Genomic DNA, 19,028 nt, shown 5'->3' with positions numbered 1-19,028 from the left:
ACGGCAGCCGACCCTGCAGATACAGCGAGATCAAGGTCGGGAAGTCACGCTCGGGCAGGCAGTCGCCGTACCAGGACGACTTCAACGACCCACCACGGGAGAAGAAGTCGACCAGCGGCATCTGCAGCGTCATGTCCGGGGTCGGCACCCCGACCAACACCACCGTGCCGGCCAAATCGCGCGCGTAGAACGCCTGCTCCCACGTCACAGGCCGCCCCACCGCATCGATCACCACATCAGCACCGAAGCCACCGGTCAGCTCCCGGATCGCGGTGACCACATCAACCTGAGCCGCATTCACGGTATGGGTGGCACCAAACTCACGGGCCTGGACAAGCTTCCGCTCATCAAGATCCACCGCGATGATCTTCTTGGCCCCGACCAGGGCTGCACCGGCGATCGCGGCATCACCCACCCCACCGCAGCCGATCACCGCAACGGTGTCATCGCGGGTCACCGCGCCGGTGTTGATCGCCGCACCGATGCCGGCCATCACCCCACAACCCAGCAGCCCGGCCACCGCCGGATCCGCCGCCGAATCGACCTTGGTGCACTGCCCTTCATGCACCAGGGTCTTGTCGGCGAACGCGCCGATGCCCAACGCCGGGGTCAGCTCGGTGCTATCGGTCAGCGTCATCTTCTGTGCCGCGTTGTGGGTGTCAAAGCACAGCTGCGGACGGCCTCGCTTGCAGGCCCGGCACTCCCCACACACCGCACGCCAGTTCAAGATCACGAAGTCACCGGGCTCGACATGGGAGACGCCCTCACCCACCGATTCGACGGTGCCCGCGGCCTCATGGCCCAACAGGAACGGATACTCGTCGTTGATCCCGCCCTCGCGGTAAGTCAGGTCGGTATGACACACCCCGCAGGCGATGATGTCGACCACCACCTCACCGGGACCCGGATCGGGAATGACAATGTCGACCAACTCAACGGGCTGCTGCTTACTCCGGGAGATCACACCCCGAACGGTCTGACTCATTCTTTCTTTCTCCTGTCTGGTCGCACCCGTGGGCGCTGTCGAACTGCCGGCGTTGCGCCCTACGTCGCAACCTCGCGGAGTTGAATCGCTGTGTCTCAACTGGGTTTTGCGGAACGAGGGTCGGCACGTCCACCGGCACGCCGGCATGGTCCACGGCCACCATGGTGAAGTAGCAGCTGTTGGTGTGTCTGGACGCACCGGTGAGGATGTCTGCTGTGTCGACCCGGATGCCGATCTCCATCGATGTCCGACCCGTGTAGTTCACCGACGCAGCGAAGGTGACGAGTTCCCCGACATGGATGGCATCGCGGAACAGCACCCGGTCGACAGACAACGTCACCACATAGCTCTTGGCATAGCTACTCGCACACGAGTAGGCGACCTGGTCGAGTATCCGCAATATGGCACCTCCGTGCACATTTCCGGAGAAGTTGGCCATATCGGGTGTCATCAGGACCGTCATGACCAGGGACCGGCAGTCACTCGGGGGCGAGTTCGCGCTGAGTGCGGAACCGCTCATTTACGCTCGCGTCTCAGCGGACCGGGCTGTGGTTATAGCCGGTCAGTAGCATGTGCCCGGCATCTACCAACACCGTCGTACCGGTAACTTTGGCGGCCAGATCCGAGTTCAGATAGACCGCGGTGTTTGCGATCTCCATCGGGTCGAGAAGGTCAGTGCCTCTCAGAACATTGAACCGGTGACCGCCCTCGACGAGATCTTCCCGGGTACCGCCTGGATGACCCGAGATCAGGTCATAGCCGGGCTGATTGTCGAGCATCGGGGTGTCCACCGCTCCCGGATTGACCGAGTTGCAGCGCGGACCATGGGGCGCCAATTCAAGCGCCACGCTCTTCATCAATCCGATAACACCATGCTTGGCGGCGGTGTAGTGGGCGTAGATCCCGCCCGGTTCCAGGCCGTCCACCGAGGACGTCATGACGATCGAGCCCGATTGACGCTCGATCATGTGCGGTGCCACCGCTTTTGCGGACCGCCACACCCCGGTCAGGCAGACCCCGATCATGTCCGACCACTGCTCGTCTGAGAGTTCCCAGAACGGGCCCGTAGCCCAGATACCCGCGTTGGCGATCAGTGCGTCGATCTTTCCGAACTCGCTGATGGTCGCCGCTACCGCACTGTCGAGATCGGACTGCGACCGAACATCACCGGTGAAACGCAGAGCGCGCCGGCCAAACTCCTCGACGAGCGATACGGTCTGCTCGAGATCATCTGCGGTGCCCAACGGATAACCGACGGTGTCGATATCGTGTGCGAGGTCCAGCAGGGCCACGTCGGCACCCTCACGTGCGGAGGCGACGGCATGCGCACGTCCCTGCCCCCGGGCTCCACCGGTGATGAAGACGACTTTTCCGTCCAGTAAACCCATTCTTGGAACTCCTCTTTCAGTGTCGAGTCGACATCGGGGTGCCTTCTGTCCGAGGGCACACGTTGCGCGTGGTGGGGCCGGCCGCGGAAGGACGGCCGGGTGCACCAGGGATGTTCAGCCCGCGGTGGAACCGCCATCGATGGGATACACGCCGCCTGTGCAGTAGCGGGTGCGGTCCGACGCCAGAAACAGCACCAGCTCGCTGACCTCTTCGGGCTGGGCAATCTTTGAGATCGGCTGTGTGGCAACCCATTCGTCGAAGTCCCAGTAGGGGTTCGATGCCATGATCGCCTTTTCCTCGTCGAGCATGGGGGTATCAACGCAGCCCGGGGCGACAGCGTTCACCCGGATGTTGTCGGCGGCATAGGTCAGTGCAGCCGACTTCGTCAACCCGACGACGGCGAACTTGCTGGACACGTAGGCCGCGTAGCCCCACGATCCGACGACACCCATCATCGATGCGGTGTTCACGATCGCGCCGCCGCCGGCCCGTTTCAGCGCCGGGACTGCCGCGCGCATACCTTTGAACACTCCGGCGGCGTTCGTATCGAGCACGGTGCCCCAGGTGTCATCGCTGCACGCGTCGACCGCATCGCAGCTGACGATTCCGGCGTTGTTGATCAGGATGTCCAGGCCGCCGAATTCCTCCTCGGCGCGGGCGACGGCCTGATCCCATTGATCCGTGACTCGGACATCCAGGTGTTGATAGACAGCCCGACCACCCTTCTGCCGGATCTGCTCGGCGACGCCCTCCCCGAGCTCGTCGCGAATGTCGGAGACGACGACGTTGGCACCCTCCTCGGCGAAACGCATTGCGTGTGCGGCGCCTTGACCTCGGGCACTCCCCGAGATCAGTACCGTCTTGCCGGCGAACTCAAGAGTCACGTTCGCTACTCCATTCCTGTCAGTTGTTCGCTCTCTCCACCTGCGTGTCCGGATGCCGCACGGGCCGGCCGAGGAGGACCAGGCTTTCCAATTTGAACTTTTGTTCAATATTGGGTGGATCCATGATCACTCCCCACCCCCGAGCTGTCAACCCCCGACCGCTGGTCGACCAATCATCAAACCGATGCCACACCAAACCGGGCCGAAATGACCTTCACTGCATCAGTTTTCAACAACCCGTTTCCGTGTTCACCAGGACGTCACATGGCCGAGTAGAAACTCCCGCACCCAAACGGTTGACGGCCGGTGGGTCTGCGAGTACCTTCATCCAAACATTGAACAAATGTTCATATATAGCGGAATGGTTGAGCACCCGGCGCAAGGATGACGTTCCATGAGCACCCCTGAGAATTCGCATGTCGATGAATCCACGATGCGGTCAGTACTCGGACACTTCCCCACTGGAGTCGTAATAATCACGGCCACAGATGATTCCGAGCCCATCGGGATGACCATCCAGTCCTTTCTCTCGTTGTCGCTGAATCCTCCACTCGTGCTCCTGTCGGTTGCGAAGACATCGGTGAGCTGGCCCCGGATTGCCGCTGGTGGGCGTTTCCTGGTCAACGTGCTCGCCGAGCATCAGTCCGGATTGGCCCGCCAGTTCGCACAGAGCGGCGCGGACAAGTTCGCGGGCATCGGCTACACGTCCGATGCCACTGAGGGCGGCCCTCGGCTCGACGGTGCCAGTGCCTGGATCGACTGCCGCGCCGAGACCCACTACGACGGCGGCGACCACACGATCGTGGTGGCGAAGGTCCTGGGCGCCAGCGTGTCACCGCACGAACATCACGCCATGGCGCCGTTGGTATTTCATCGGTCGGGCTTCCCCCGCCTGAACTCCTGTTGTCACATCTGAATCGAAAGGAAACTGGTGCAATGAAATTCGGAGTCTTCAACATCCCTTATGCCCTGGGATACTCGTCAGGCCGGCGGACTGCGCGCCAGGTCATCGACTGGGATCTGCAGATCACCAAGTGGGCCGACGAGTACGGATTGGACGAGGCGTTCTTCGCCGAGCACTACACGCTCGGTGACGAGCCGTCCCCTGCACCGGACCAGATGATCGCCGCCGCTTCGCAGCTCACGTCCAACATCACGCTAGGTGCAGCTGCCCACTTGCTGCCCTACCACAATCCCGTCGGCCTGGCGCATCGCATGATGTGGCTGGATCACATGACCGGCGGCCGGTACATCGCCGGTGTCGCACCGGGTGCCTACCCGAGCGATGCACAACTGTTCGGCACAGGCAAGAACAATCCGAAGATGCTCGTCGAGGCCCTCGACATCATCGAAGCGATCTGGACCCGGACCGGACCGTTCAAGATCGAAGGTGAGTTCTTCTCCGTCGATATGCCGGCATTCGATCCCAATATCGTAGGCCCCCATCTCAAACCGCTGCAGCAGCCTGGTATCCCGCTGATGATCACCGGCATGCAACCCAGTTCGCCATCCCTGACCGAGGCCGGGCGACGGGGCGCGATCCCGATGAGTCAGCAGGTGCACGAGTCCGTACTCGTTCAACACTGGGACGCCTACTCGAAAGCGGCCGCCGAGGCCGGACGCACGCCATCACGCGCTGATTGGCGCATCTGCAGGGATTACTTCGTCGCCGAGACGGACGACGAAGCCCTCGACCGCGTGTACAACGGTGCGCTGGGCAAGCTGTGGGGCGAGTACAACATCCCGACGTTCGTACACAAGCTCCACATCGGAGATCTGATCTCGGGCGGGACGATCGCCCCCGAGGACCTGTCGATCGAGTGGATGGTAGAGAACTTCCTCATCGTCGGTTCGCCGGACACGGTTATCGGCAAGGTCGAGGAGCTGTACCAGAACGTCGGAGGCTTCGGCAGCATGGTCACCTTCTGCCACGAGTACTACGACGAGCCCGACGTGTACCGCCGCAGCTTCGAACTGATGGGCACCAAGGTCCGCCCCGCCCTGGCCCATCTGACCGGCGAATAGCCGGTATCCCCAAAGAAACCCACTCAGCACGACCGAAAGAAGGATATGGCCACCATCCGCAAGTTCGACCCGATGACGATCGACCTGGAGGACAAGCCCCGCCCCGACAGCGATGCCGCAGTGCGTTTGCAGCGGCTATACGCCAATGCCGAGGACACACAGTTCCACGGAGTCTGGCAGGCCGAACCGGGCACTCACGCGAATCTCCCCGGACAGGAGACCGTCGTCATCCTCGCCGGCAAGGCCACGGTAAGCGGCCAGAACGGCGACAGCATCGACGTCGCGGCCGGGGATCTCGTCTTCATCGACGCCGGCGAGGTCACCACCTGGAAGGTTCACGAAACCATCCGCAAGGTGTTCGTCATAAACAGCTAGACAATTGGTGCGGGGCGTCCGAAAGGGTGCCCCGCATCGCCCACCTGCGGCGTCTGCTTCGCGATGCCTTTGGGGACCAGAACATTTCACCGGGTGCCGCCATGCGACCCGTGACCCTCGTGGCCCGACACGCGGCACAGGTTGACCCAAACCGTCGAACGTGTGTTCTAATACTGGACGCCGCCCATCCCGCTTACTGCGGGCGATGTTCAGAAGGAGTTTCGCGTGACGATGACTGTAGACGCTCAGGTAGCAGAAACCTCACCTACCGAGTCCGACGCTCCCGACGACTTGGTTACTCCTCTCGATGGCACACCGACGCCCGCCGCTGAAGTTCATACCGACGAGAAGCCGAGGAAGGCTCCGGCCAAGAAGGCAGTGAGCAAGAAAGCCAAGACGATCGAGCTGACTCTCACCGTCACCGGTACCGCCGACGGCGAATGGCACGCCGAGCTCAAGCAGGGCACCACCTACCTGGCTCGCAACGTCGCGGTCGCGGCCGCTGCCGTCTCGCGTGCGGCCAAGGAATTGCACGAGGACCTCTCCACTCCGATCGACGAGGTGATCGAGGAGGCACGCTCCCAGCAGGCCGCCAAGGTCGCCGCACTCGAGGCCGAACTCGAAGCTGCCCGAAAGGCCCTCTCCGACTTGGAATGAGGGGGCTTGTGGACGCCTACCGCCATTGATCTACGCCGAGCAGTTGCAGGTCGGTGACGTATTTGACGATGATCGGCGCCGAGACGTGCGGGATGTCGTGATCGGGGCCGATTTTCGCTTCCTGCACCGCCGCACGGAACCGGTCGGTCGGCGCGTAGGACCCGCACATCGGCTCTGCAGGCTGCAAATTCGTGGCATCGCCTGACGGCAACATCTCCAGCACGGTGCGCCGGCGCTGTCGATCCGGCAAGGCCCGCAGGGCGGTCACAAACCGCGGCAACCACTCCCCGAAGTGACCGATGCGCTGGATGGGGTAACCGGCCTCGATCACCCAGTCGACGTACTCGTCGAGCCCGATGCCGTCGTCGTGCGGGTTCATCACGTGATAGCACTCAAACCCGTCGGCCACGCGGGCACCCAGCGTGGTGATCGCTTCTGCGATGAATTCGACAGGCAGCGCGTCGAAGTGCGCGCGTTGCCGGTTGCCGTCGCCGTCAAGTTGGTAGAACGAGGCGGGCGCGATGCCAGTTGCCAACAGGCTCAGCACCATTCGGGTGAACAGGTCCGACACGTTGAGCTGACCCGCATACGTGGTGTCGGCCAGGATCAGGTCGCAACGAAACACTCCGACCGGCAGCCCGCACAGGTCATTGGCCTCGCGCAACAACACCTCGCCGGCCCACTTGCTGGTGCCGTAGCCGTTGACGAAGCTGTCGTCGATTGTGCGAGTGGAGCCGACGACCCGGATGTCGGCGTCCTCGGTGAACGCCGACGGCTCGACCTGGTCGCCTACGTTGCCTGTCGACACGTACGTGTAGGGCTTCAGCTTCGTGGTGAGCGCGAGGCGGACCAGCTCGCCGGTGCCCACGACGTTGGGCCTGAACAGCTCACGATAAGGAAGGACGCCGCTGACGAGAGCCGCGGAGTCGACGATCAGGTCGACGGTGTCGGCCAGCCGCTGCCAGGTCTGCTGGTCCAAGCCTAGGTTGACTTCGGCCTTGTCGCCGGCGAGGACCTCCAGATGATCGGCGGCCAGCTCCTGGAAATGCCGCAACAGTCCCGGGTCGCCGCTGTCGAAGGTCTTCTCCAAGCGTTGCCGCGCATCCTCATTGGACATGGCGCGCACCAGGCAGATCAGTGTGCCGTCCACCAGGTCCATCCGCTCCAGCCATTCCAGGGCCAGGTAACGCCCGAGGAAACCGGTCGCCCCGGTCAACAGAACCGTCCGCAACTTGGCGCTCGCGCGTGGCAGCGTCGGGGCCGCGGTCAGCGTCGTGGCGTCGATGAACTTGTCCAGTGTGAGATCGCGGGCGTGCACCTCGGTGCTGTCGCAGCCATGCACGGACTCGAAGCTGGGCCCGTTGGCGGCAGCTACATCCGACGAGCTGGATTGCCTTTCCACCTGCTGGCTCAAGCTTCTTACGGATGGCGTGTCGAATACGTTGGGTACCGAAAGGTGGGCATCCAAAGCGGTGTTGGCCGCGGCGACCACCCGCATCGCCAACAACGAATCCCCACCCAAATCGAAGAATGAGTCATCGACCCCGACCCGCTCGACACCCAACACATCGGCATAGATCCCAGCCAGAATCTCCTCGACCGGGCCAGCCGGAGCACGGTAACCACCACCGCCATCCACATATTCAGGTGCCGGCAAAGCCCGAACATCCAACTTGCCGTTGACCGTCAACGGTATTGCGTCCAACACCACCACGGCGGCCGGCACCATGAACTCCGGCAACCGCTCGGCCAGCGCGCCGCGTAGCCGGGCAGGGTCAGCAGTCCCGGTGACATAACCCACCAACCGCCGATCCCCGGGACGGTCCTCACGGGCAATCACCGCCGCCTGCTCGACCCCATCCAGCCCGGCCAGCGCTGTCCGGACTTCACCCAACTCGATGCGATACCCGCGGATCTTGACCTGCTCATCCGCGCGCCCCATATACCGCAGCTGCCCATCAGCGCCCCACGACACCAGATCCCCTGTGCGGTACATCCTTTCACCCGACACCCCGAACGGACACGCCACAAACCGCGACCCGGTCAAACCGGCCCGACGCCAATACCCAAACCCCACCCCGGCGCCGGCCACATACAACTCCCCCACCACGCCGCGCGGCACCGGGCGCAACCACCCATCCAGCACGAATAACGCGGCCCCCACCACCGGCGACCCGATCGGCGGCACCCCCGACCCCGCTGTCAGCGGGGCGCTGATCGCCACACACATCGTGGTCTCGGTCGGGCCGTAGGCGTTGATCACCATCCGCCCGGGCGCCCAGCGGTCCACCACTTCGGCCGGACAGGCCTCACCGGCCATCACCAATGCCGCCGATTCCAACCCCTCCGGCGAGAGTGCCGCAATCGCAGACGGAGTCTGAGTCAACACGTTGACATGCTGACTGAGCAGCACGGCGTGGAAGTCGTCCGGTGAGCCGGCCACCGACTCAGGCACCTCCACCAGCCGCCCGCCGCGCAAAAGCGCACCGAATACCTCCCAGCCCGAGACGTCAAAGGCCAAGGAATGACACTGCGCCCACACACCTGCGCGCGGCAGGCCGGCATCCAGTGACGACAGCAGCTGGGTGATGTTGTGGTGGGTGACGACCACCCCTTTCGGGACACCGGTAGTGCCGGAGGTGTAGATGATCTGGGCAATGTCATCGGCCGCGGGCACCGGCAAGCCCGTGCACGGGTAGGTCTCGATGGCGGGGTCTTCGGCATCGATGACCGGCAGGTCACACCCGTCGAGCCGGTCGGCCAGCCCCGCAGTGGTGATCGCGGCGATCGGCCCGGCATCGGTGAGCAGGAACCTGATCCGCGTTTCCGGCATTGCGGGGTCGATCGGCAGGTACGCCGCCCCCGTTTTGAGCACCGCCAAAATCGCCACGACCGCCTCGATCGTGCGCGGCAACAGCAATGCCACCCGTTGGCCGGGACCCGCGCCACGGCCAATCAGCAAGTGCGCCAGCCGGTTCGATGCCTCATCGAGCTCGCGGTACGTCAGCGAGCGGCTCTCGTGTACCAGCGCCACCGTCTCCGGGGTGTTCGTCACGTGTTCGGCGAACAACTCCGGAACCGACACCAGAGCACCCACCGGCTCGCCCAACACGCCCCAATTACCAACCTCACCCAACCAGGCGCGCTCACCGGCAACCAACACATCGACCGACGACAACAACCGAGCCGGATCAGCAGTCAACCCCACCAACACCCGCTCCAACCGCTCGATCAGCGCCTGGATGCCGGCCGCGTCGAACACGTCGGTCCGAAATTCCACTTCCCCATAAATCCCGGCGGGCTCACCGGCATCGGTGAAGCGTTCTTTCAGGAAGAACACCAGATCCATTTTCGCGGCCTGGGTATCCGCGAGCAGCGGCGTGACCTGTAGATCACCCAAACGCAGTCCGGTTGCGGGGACGTTGACTTGTCCGGGGAAGTTCTGCCAGCCCAGCATCACCTGAACCAGAGGGTGATGGGCCCGGCTGCGGGTTGGGTTGAGCCGTTCCACGAGTACCTCGAACGGCACATCTTGATGCTCATAGGCGGCCAGGCTGCGCGCGCGCACCTGGTCCAAAAGTTCTGTCACAGTGGGATTACCAGTCACATCGACCCGCAGCACCAAGGTGTTGACGAAAAACCCCACCAGCTCATCCAGTGCCGGGTCGCGGCGCCCGGCGATCGCGAACCCCACCGCCACATCGCTGCTGGCGCTGAGCCTCGAAAGCAGGGCCAGCAGCGCCGCTTGTACCACCATGAAACTGGTCGCATTACGCTCGCGGGCCACCCGAGCAACCTGCTGCTGTAGCTCCGCCGGCCAATCGACCGACACCCTGGCGCCGCGCTGATCGGCCACGGGCGGGTAGGGGCGATCGGTGGGCAGCTGCAGCCGCTCAGGCATCCCGGCCAGGGCCTGCTCCCAGTACGCCAGCTGCGCAGCGATGTGGCTTTCACTGTCATCGAAATCACCGAACTGGGCGCGCTGCCACAGCGTGTAATCGACGTACTGCACCGGCAAGGGCACCCAGCCCGGGGCCTGCCCCGCGCACCGGCTGGCATAGGCCACACCCAAGTCACGTACAAGCCGAGTCATCGACCAGCCATCCGCGGCGATCTCGTGCACCACGGCCACCAGCACGTGTTCATCGTCGCCAACACGGAAAATCCGTGCCCGCAAAGGGATCTCGGTTGCCAGATCGAATGTGTGGCGCACCGCCTCGTTGATGGCCTCACCCAGCCGGCTCTCCGGCCAGCCGCTGGCATCGATGATCTGCCACCCGAAGTCGGCCCGCTCGGGCGCCACCACCAACTGCTGGGGGATGCCCTCGACCGCCGGCAACTGCGTGCGCAGGGTTTCATGGCGGCCCACCACATCGGACAGCGCGGCACCGAGTGCGTCGGTATCCAGGTGCCCCTCCAGCCGCAACGCCACCGCCACGTTGTAAAGCGGTGAAGGGCCGAGCAACTGGTCGATAAACCACAACCGCTGCTGGGCAAACGACAACGGCACCACCGCCGGCCGCTCACCCGCCACCAACGGCGGCAGCCGCCCCGCATCCGCACCGACATGGGGCGCCAACTGGGCAACCGTGGGCGCCTCGAACACTGTGCGAACCGAGAGATCGGCACTCAGGGCGTTGTTGACCGCGGCGATCAAGCGCATCGCCGACATTGAATCCCCACCCAGATCGAAGAACGAGTCGTCAACACCGACCGCGTCCATCCCCAGCACCTCGGCGAACACACCGGCGATGATTTTTTCGGTCGGGGTCTGCGGCGCCCGGAAGGCCGTGGCGGCAAACACCGGTGCCGGCAAGGCCTTTCGGTCGAGCTTGCCCGATGGGGTCAACGGGAACTCGTCGAGCACCACGATGTGCGTCGGCACCATGTATTCGGGCAACCACGCACTCAACCGCTGACGCACCGCGGTGAGTTTGGAGTTGGTGCGGGGGTCGTTGGCGTGGGTGCCGCGGTGGTGGGCGCCGTCGGGTGGGATGTAAAGGTCGGTCAGCGCTGGGGTGCGCTGGCGGTGGGGGTCGACGGGGATGATGAAGACGGCATCCAGGGTGCCGGGTTGGGCGCCCCAGGTGACCGCGACCTGGTATCCAGTAGCTTCGCCGAGGCGGTGCAATTCTTCGGGGACAACGGCATCGGCGGCGCCGGCTTCAGCCAGTGCGTCGGCCAGGGACAGTCCGTCGGCGAGGGCGTGTTCGACGTGGACGTCGCCGAGCAGTCCGGCGCGGGGGATCTCGGTGACGCGAACGGCAACGGGGCGTCGGGATGTCAACTGTTCGTGCAGCCCGCGCAGGCCTGCGCACTCGGTCCACGCCCAGCACTCTGTCGTGGCCAGCGAGCGTACGGGCGCGGGGGTCTTATGGATGGTGACGTCGTAGCGGTACCGGTTGAGTTCATTGTCGGCAACTCCGCGTTTGACTTCGATGCCGAGTCCGGCCACCGACGGGCGGTCGGCGGCCAAGGTGGTGAAAAACTCTGGGGCCAGCAGTAATTCGGTTTCGCCGAGCACCGCACGCTGGACGCGTTGGCGGATCTCGTCGGCATCGGAGGTGGCGGTGGTGCCGGCCAGTGCGACCCCGGTTTGCAGCGCGCCCAGCAGGGTGCGGTTCCGCACATCACCGAGAAACAGTCTCCCGCCGGGAGCCAGCAGATCCATGGCGTTGTCGATGACCTCGGCCAGATAGGCCGCGTTGGGGAAGTACTGGATCACCGAGTTGAGGATGATGGTGTCGAAGTAACCCTGCGGCAAGGCACCGGTGACGTGGGCGGGCTGGGTCAGCAGTTGGACCCGATCACGCCACCCGATCTGCAACTGCTCCAGCGAGCGGGCCAGGGCGTCGATGGCCACCGCCGAGACGTCGGTGCCGACATAATGTTCGCAGTACGGGGCGATCTGGGACAACATCAGCCCGGAGCCCGCGCCGATCTCCAACATGCGCCGCGGCTGCATAGCCAGGATGCGATCCACCGTGGCCGCCCGCCACTCCGCCATCTCCTCGAGCGGAATCGGATCGTCGGTGTAGCTGCTGTTCCAGCCTCGAAAATCCATGCCGAACGCAGGTGCCGCGACCTCGGCGCCGTACAGCTCGTCGTACATGTGGTGCCAACGGTCGACGATTTCGGCGTCCTGCTCGGCGGTGCTCGCGTGCTCCAGCGTGACGTAGGCGATGAGGTGGGAGCCGGTGGTGCCGTGGTGCACAGTGGCGGCCGCTTGTATGACTTGTGGGCAGGCCAGCAGGGTGTTTTCGATTTCGCCCAGTTCGATGCGCTGTCCGCGCAGTTTGATCTGCGTATCGGCGCGGCCCAGATAGTCCAGGGTGCCAACCGGGGTCCAGCGGACCAGGTCGCCGGTGCGGTACATGCGTGTCCCGGCAGCCCCAAAGGGATTGGCCACAAACCGGTCGGCGGTCAACTCCGCCCGGCCGACATAGCCACGCGCCAACGCGGGTCCGGCCAGATAAAGCTCGCCCACTACTCCGAACGGTGCCGGGTTCAGCCGAGCATCCAACACCAACGCGCACACCCCTGGGATCGGGGCGCCGATGCTCACCGACCGGCCCGCCGGCTGCGGCGCAGTGCAGGTGGCCCAGACGGTTGTCTCGGTGGGTCCATACGCGTTGAACATCTGTCGACCCGGCGCCCAGGAGGCCACCAACTCGGCCGGGCAGGCCTCGCCCGCGGTGATCAGCGTGTCCACCCCGTCCACCTGAGCCGAATCCAGCGACGCCAGCACCGTCGGGGTCAACACCGCTGCGCTGACCCCCTGGCTCTGGAGCAGGGCGGTCAAGGCCTCCCCGGCATAGGCGTCCGGCGGGGCCACCACCGACACCGCCCCGGATCCCGCCGCCAACAACAACTCGAACACCGATGCGTCAAAGGTCGGCGCGGCCACCATCAGCACCCGCGCATCCGCGCCCAGCCCGAAGACCGCTCGTTGCGCTGCGGCCATCCCCAGCAGACCCGCGTGGCTGACCGCCACCCCTTTGGGCACACCGGTGGACCCCGACGTGAAGATCACATAGGCGGCGTCATCCACCCCCAGCGCCGCCAACCGGTCGGCATCGGTGATCGCCTCCGCGCACCGCCCCGACAGGTCCAGAGCGTCGATGCGGATCACCGGACGCTCCCCGGCGCCGGCCACCATGTCGGGGCCACAGGTCAGCACACACACCGCGGCCACCGTGTCCAACACCGTGGCGATCCGCTCACCGGGATGGGTCCGATCCACCGGTACATAGACCCCACCGGCCTTGACCACAGCCCACCACGCCACCACCAGCTCGACGCACCGATCCATCGCTACACCGACCGTGCGCTCTGGACCCACCCTCATCTCAATCAGCAACCGCGCCAACCGATTCGACGCCTCGTCAAGTTCGCGATAGGACAGCCCCCGCGCACCATCGAGCACGGCCATTGCATCCGGATCGGCAGCTACGGCCGCCTCCAGCAACTGCGGAGCCACCCCCACCGGAGCTGCCACACCCACACCAGACCACTTGTCCAGCAACAGATCCCGCTCGTCAAGGTCCAGCAGCGCCACTTCCCCGACCACCACCGACGCATCAGCGACAACGGCCTCGACCAACCGCCCAAACCAGCCGACCAACCGCTCGATGGTGGTCCGGTCAAACAAGTCCGTGGCATACGAGACCGTCCCGGTGACCATCGGCGCGGCCGGGTCCACGGTGGCCACCTCTCTCAGATCGAAATCCAGATCCCACTTTGCGGTGAGGACGGGCGCCGTCACCGGTTCGACGCTGACCCCGTCGAATGCCACCTGGGGGAGCACATTGTTCTGGAAGGCCATGCCTACCTGAAACAGCGGATGGTGCGACGTGGAGCGCGTCGGGTTGAGCTGCTCGACGAGAAGCTCGAACGACACATCCTGGTTGCTGTAGGCGTCCAGCGCTTTCCGACGCACCTGCTCAAGCACATCGCTGAACCGCTGCGCAGCATTGACACCCACCCGCAACACCCACGTGTTCACGAAGAAGCCAACCAGATCGTCGAGCGCCTCATCGACTCGTCCGGCGATCGGCGTGCCCATCGCCACGTCCTCGCCCACCCCGACCAGGTACAACAACACCGCCACCAGGGACTGCAGGACCATCGAGGCGGTCGCGTTATGCGCCGCGGCCAACCGCTTGATACCCGCCCACATCTGCGGGTCGATGAGCAACCCCACCCCATCACCGCGATAACTGGGCACCGGCGGGCGGGCCCGATCCGTCGGCAGCGACACCACCTCCGGCAGCTCGGCCAACTCGTGCTGCCAATACCGCAACTGCTCAGCGATCACGCTGTCCGGATCGGACTCAGCTCCCAACCACTCCTGTTGCCACAGCGTGTAGTCGACATACTGCACCGGCAGTGGCGCCCAATCGGGTTCGGCGCCCGCACACCGGCTGGCGTACGCCACGCCTACATCCCTGACCATCGGGGCCAGTGACCACCCATCAAAAGCAATGTGGTGCACCACGATTCCCACCACATACCGCTCGGTCCCTACCGAGTAGATCTGCGCACGAATCGGGATTTCGGTCGCCAACTCAAACCGGTACCCCGCCAGCGCCGTCAACTCACTGATCACACCCGACTCCGGCAACGACACCACCGCGGCACCCCCGCGCCGCCACATCCCGGCTTGCGCCGGCAGCACCTGCTGGAACGGCACACCGTCGATGTCGGGAAATATGGTGCGAAGCGATTCGTGGCGGGCGATGACATCATCGAGGGCCGCGCTCAGCGCCTCGATATTCAGCGCTCCGCTGATCCGATACGCGGTCGGCATGTTGTAGGTCGCCGCCCCGCCCTCGAACCGGTTGAGGAACCACAGCCGGCTCTGAGCATGCGACAACGGAACCACCGCCGGCCGCTCACCCGCCACCAACGGCTTACGCCCACCCCCATCCCCGCCGAGACGGGGCGCCAACCGGGCAACCGTGGGCGTGTCGAACAAGGTGCGCACCGCGAGGCCGGTATCCAGGACGGTCTTGATCGCGGCGACCACCCGCGTCGCCAGCAGCGAATCCCCACCCAGATCGAAGAACGAGTCATCGACCCCGACCCGCTCCATCCCGAGTATCCGGGCGTAGATGCCGGCCAGGATCTCCTCGACCGGACTCGCCGGAGCGCGATAACCACCACCGCCACTTTGGTATTCGGGTTCCGGCAGGGCGCGGCTATCCAGTTTTCCGTTGACCGTCAACGGTATGGCGTCGATGACCACCACTGCGGCCGGCACCATGAACTCCGGTAGCCGCTCGGCCAGCGCGGCGCGGGTCTGAGCCGGGTCGGCCGTCCCGGTGATGTAGCCCACCAGACGCTTATCCCCGGGGCGGTCCTCACGGGCGATCACCACCGCCTGCTCGACCCCGTCGAGTGCAGCCAACACCGCCTGCACCTCACCACATTCGATGCGATACCCGCGGATCTTGACCTGCTCATCGGCACGCCCCAAGTACTGCAGCTGCCCGTCAGCACCCCACGACACCAAATCCCCGGTGCGATACATCCTTTCGCCCGCTGCCCCGAACGGACACGCCACAAACCGCGACCCGGTCAACCCGGCCCGACGCCAATACCCAACTCCCACACCGGCACCGGCGATGTACAACTCCCCGACCACGCCCACCGGCACCGGGCGCAACAACTCATCGAGCACAAACAACGCCGCCCCCGGCACCGGCGAGCCGACCGGCGCCGCCCCCGACCCCGCCACCAGGGGCGCACTGACCGCCGCAAACACTGTGGTCTCGGTCGGACCGTATTGGTTGATCATCGCCCGCCCGGGCGCCCACCGATCCGCCACCTCGGCCGGGCAGGCCTCACCGCCGAACACCAACGTCGTCACCGACTCCAACCCCTGCGGCGACGAAACCGCCAGAGCCGAAGTGGTCTGGGTAAGCACGCTGACGCGTTCAGCAACCACTACCCGGCGAAAGTCCTCCGGCGAGCGGGCCACCGCTTCGGGCACCACCACCAGCCGCCCGCCACTGAGAAGTGCACCCCATATCTCGTGGACCGAGAAGTCGAAGCCATAGGAATGACACTGCGTCCATGCTCCTGCCGTCGGCAGATTCGCATACGGAGACCCCATCAGTGCGGTGACGTTTTGATGGGTGATCGCCACGCCTTTGGGGACCCCGGTAGTACCCGAGGTGTAGATGAGGTACGCGATGTTGCCGGGGTCCGGTGCCGGCAATCCGACGCAGGGGTAGGTGGCGATGCGGGGGTCTTCGATGTCGATGACCGTCAGGTCGTGCCCGGTCAGCCGCGGGCGCAGCCCGGCTGTGGTGACGACCGCCATCGGTGCCGCGTCGGCGAGCATGAACTCGATGCGGGCCGCCGGGTGGGCCGGGTCGATCGGCAGGTAGGCCGCCCCGGTCTTGAGCACCGCCAGGATCACCACGATCGCTTCGGCGGAGCGGGGCAACAACAGCCCCACACACTCGCCGGGGCCCACACCATGGGCGGTCAACAAGTGCGCCACGCGGTCGGCGGCCTCGTCCAGCTCGCGGTACGTCATCGAGCGGCCTTCGAAGGTCAACGCCACCGCCTCCGGTGTGCGGGCGACGTGCGCGGCGAACAACGCCGGAATCGACACCGGCGTGCCCGCGGGCAGGGTCAACACCGCCCGGTTACCGATCTCATCCAGACGAGCGTGCTCACCGGCATCGAGGAGATCCATTGACGACAGCCGCCCGCCTGGGTCGGCGGTCATCGCCACCAACACCCGCTCCAACCGCTCGATCAGCGCCTGGATGCCGGCCGCGTCGAACACGTCGGTGCGAAATTCCACGTCTCCGTAAATCCCGGCGGGCTCACCGGCATCGGTGAGACGTTCGGCCAGCGTGAATGTCAGATCCACGCGCGCCGACTGGGTGTCCACCGGCATCTGCGTGACCTGCATATCACCCAAGGCCAACCCGGCGGCGGGGTCGCTGGTGTGCCCGGGGAAGTTCTGCCAGGCCAATACCACCTGAACCAGTGGGTGATGGGCGAGGCTGCGGGTGGGGCTGAGCCGCTCGACGAGCAACTCGAAAGGCACATCTTGATGCTCGTAGGCGGCCAGGCTGCGCGCGCGCACCTGGTCCAACAGTTCAGCGGTGGTGGGATCACCGGCCACATCGACCCGCAGCACCAGAGTGTTGACGAAGAACCCCACCAGCTCATCCAGCGCGGGATCGCGTCGGCCGGCGATCGCGAACCCCACCGCCACATCGCTGCTGGCGCTGAGCCTCGCCAGCAGCACCGCCAGGGCGGCCTGTATCACCATGAAACTGGTCGCATTATGCTCGCGGGCCACCTCGCGCACGCGCTGCTGCAGCGCCGCCGGCCAATCGACCGACACCCTGGCGCCGCGGTAATCGGCCACCGGCGGATAAGGCCGATCGGTGGGCAGCTGCAGCCGCTCAGGCATCCCGGCCAGGGCCTGCTCCCAATACGCCAGCTGCGCAGCGATGCTGCTGCCGCTGTCTTCCAGATCACCGAACTGGGCGCGTTGCCACAGCGTGTAATCGACGTACTGCACCAGCAAGGGCACCCAGCCCGGGGCCCGCCCCGCGCACCGGCTGGCATAGGCCACACCTAGGTCACGCACCAGCGCGGTGATCGACCAGCCATCCGCGCCGATATGGTGCACCACCGCCACCAGCACGTGTTCGTCGTCGGCCACTCGGAAAAGCCATGCACGCAAAGGGATCTCATTTTCGAGATCGAACATGTAGCACGCCGCCGAGTTGATGGCACCACCCAGCCGGCTCTCCGGCCACCCAGTGGCATCAATGATCTGCCAACCGAAGTCGGCCCGCTCGGGCGCCACCACCAACTGCTGGGGGATACCCTCGGGCGCCACAAACAGGGTGCGCAGGCTCTCGTGGCGGCCCACCACATCGGACAGCGCCGCTCCCAGCGCCTCGGCATCCAGGTGCCCCTCCAGCCGCAACGCCGCCGGTATGTTGTACACCGCTGAGGGCCCCTGCAACTGGTCGATAAACCACAACCGCTGCTGGGCAAACGACAACGGCACCACCGCCGGCCGCTCACCTGCCACCAATGGCTCAGGCCGACTCGAATCCGCGCCGATGCGCAGTGCCAGCCCGGTAACCGTAGGTGTGTCGAACACGGTGGGTACCGAAAGGTCAGCATTCAGTGCGGTGTTGGCCGCGGCGACCACCCGCATCGCCAGCAACGAATCCCCACCCAAATCGAAGAACGAGTCATCGACCCCGACCCGCTCCACACCCAGCCCGAGCACGTCAGCATAGATACCTGCCAAGATCTCCTCGACCGGACCAGCCGGAGCACGGTAACCACCACCGCCACTTCGATACTCAGGTGCCGGCAGAGCCCGAACATCCAGCTTTCCGTTAACCGTCAACGGTATTGCGTCCAACACCACCACCGCGACCGGCACCATGAACTCCGGCAACCGCTCGGCCAGCGCAGCGCGGATCTCGACCGGATCTACCACCCCGGTGACATAACCCACCAACCGCTGATCCCCCGGACGATCCTCACGGGCAATCACCACCGCCTGCTCAACCCCAGCCAACCCCGCCAGCGCTGTCCGAACCTCACCCAACTCGATGCGATACCCACGAATCTTGACCTGCTCATCAGCACGCCCCAGATACCGCAACTGCCCATCAGCACCCCAACACACCAAATCCCCAGTGCGATACATCCTTTCC

9 protein-coding genes are annotated in these 19,028 nt (G+C 65.1%); 4 read left to right on the top strand and 5 right to left on the bottom strand.

Going from position 1 to position 19,028, the window contains the following annotated elements:
• From EYZ64_RS00235 to EYZ64_RS00220, 4 genes are all read right to left on the bottom strand, one after another.
• On the bottom strand, positions 1-985 hold a 985-nt coding region (locus EYZ64_RS00235), incomplete at its 3' end, for an S-(hydroxymethyl)mycothiol dehydrogenase (protein ID WP_135451342.1).
• Complete coding sequence (locus tag EYZ64_RS00230) at positions 948-1,505, bottom strand: acyl-CoA thioesterase (protein WP_135451341.1); 558 nt, start codon at positions 1,503-1,505, stop codon at positions 948-950. The genes EYZ64_RS00230 and EYZ64_RS00235, both read right to left, overlap by 38 nt.
• A 13-nt stretch (positions 1,506-1,518) precedes the next feature.
• Positions 1,519-2,373 carry a mycofactocin-coupled SDR family oxidoreductase gene (locus tag EYZ64_RS00225; protein ID WP_135451340.1) on the bottom strand — a complete coding sequence of 285 codons (855 nt, stop codon included), beginning with the start codon at positions 2,371-2,373 and terminating at the stop codon, positions 1,519-1,521.
• A 114-nt stretch (positions 2,374-2,487) separates the two neighbouring features.
• Entirely contained in the window at positions 2,488-3,258 is a 771-nt protein-coding gene (locus tag EYZ64_RS00220; RefSeq protein WP_135451339.1) for an SDR family NAD(P)-dependent oxidoreductase, read from the bottom strand.
• Between the two features lie 394 nt (positions 3,259-3,652).
• On the opposite strand from EYZ64_RS00220, the gene EYZ64_RS00215 reads away from it, so the two are divergent.
• The 4 genes from EYZ64_RS00215 to EYZ64_RS00200 all read left to right on the top strand — a co-directional run bounded on the left by EYZ64_RS00215 (position 3,653) and on the right by EYZ64_RS00200 (position 6,315).
• Positions 3,653-4,174 carry a flavin reductase family protein gene (locus tag EYZ64_RS00215; protein ID WP_135451338.1) on the top strand — a complete coding sequence of 174 codons (522 nt, stop codon included), beginning with the start codon at positions 3,653-3,655 and terminating at the stop codon, positions 4,172-4,174.
• A 20-nt stretch (positions 4,175-4,194) separates the two neighbouring features.
• Entirely contained in the window at positions 4,195-5,283 is a 1,089-nt protein-coding gene (locus tag EYZ64_RS00210; protein ID WP_135451337.1) for an LLM class flavin-dependent oxidoreductase, read from the top strand.
• 45 nt (positions 5,284-5,328) lie between these two features.
• Positions 5,329-5,658: a cupin domain-containing protein gene (locus EYZ64_RS00205; protein ID WP_135451336.1), complete on the top strand. Its 330-nt coding sequence runs from the start codon at positions 5,329-5,331 to the stop codon at positions 5,656-5,658.
• A gap of 225 nt (positions 5,659-5,883) precedes the next feature.
• Positions 5,884-6,315 (top strand): DUF6319 family protein, encoded by a 432-nt coding sequence (locus EYZ64_RS00200; protein WP_502702918.1) that lies wholly within the window; start codon positions 5,884-5,886, stop codon positions 6,313-6,315.
• A gap of 16 nt (positions 6,316-6,331) precedes the next feature.
• On the opposite strand, the gene EYZ64_RS00195 is transcribed toward EYZ64_RS00200, so the two are convergent.
• A partial coding sequence (locus tag EYZ64_RS00195) for a non-ribosomal peptide synthetase (protein WP_135451335.1) occupies positions 6,332-19,028 on the bottom strand: 12,697 nt, incomplete at its 5' end.

Source organism: Mycobacterium sp. DL99, from assembly GCF_004762045.1.
Taxonomy (GTDB): Bacteria; Actinomycetota; Actinomycetes; order Mycobacteriales; family Mycobacteriaceae; genus Mycobacterium.
This window is presented reverse-complemented; position numbering and strand designations above follow the sequence as displayed.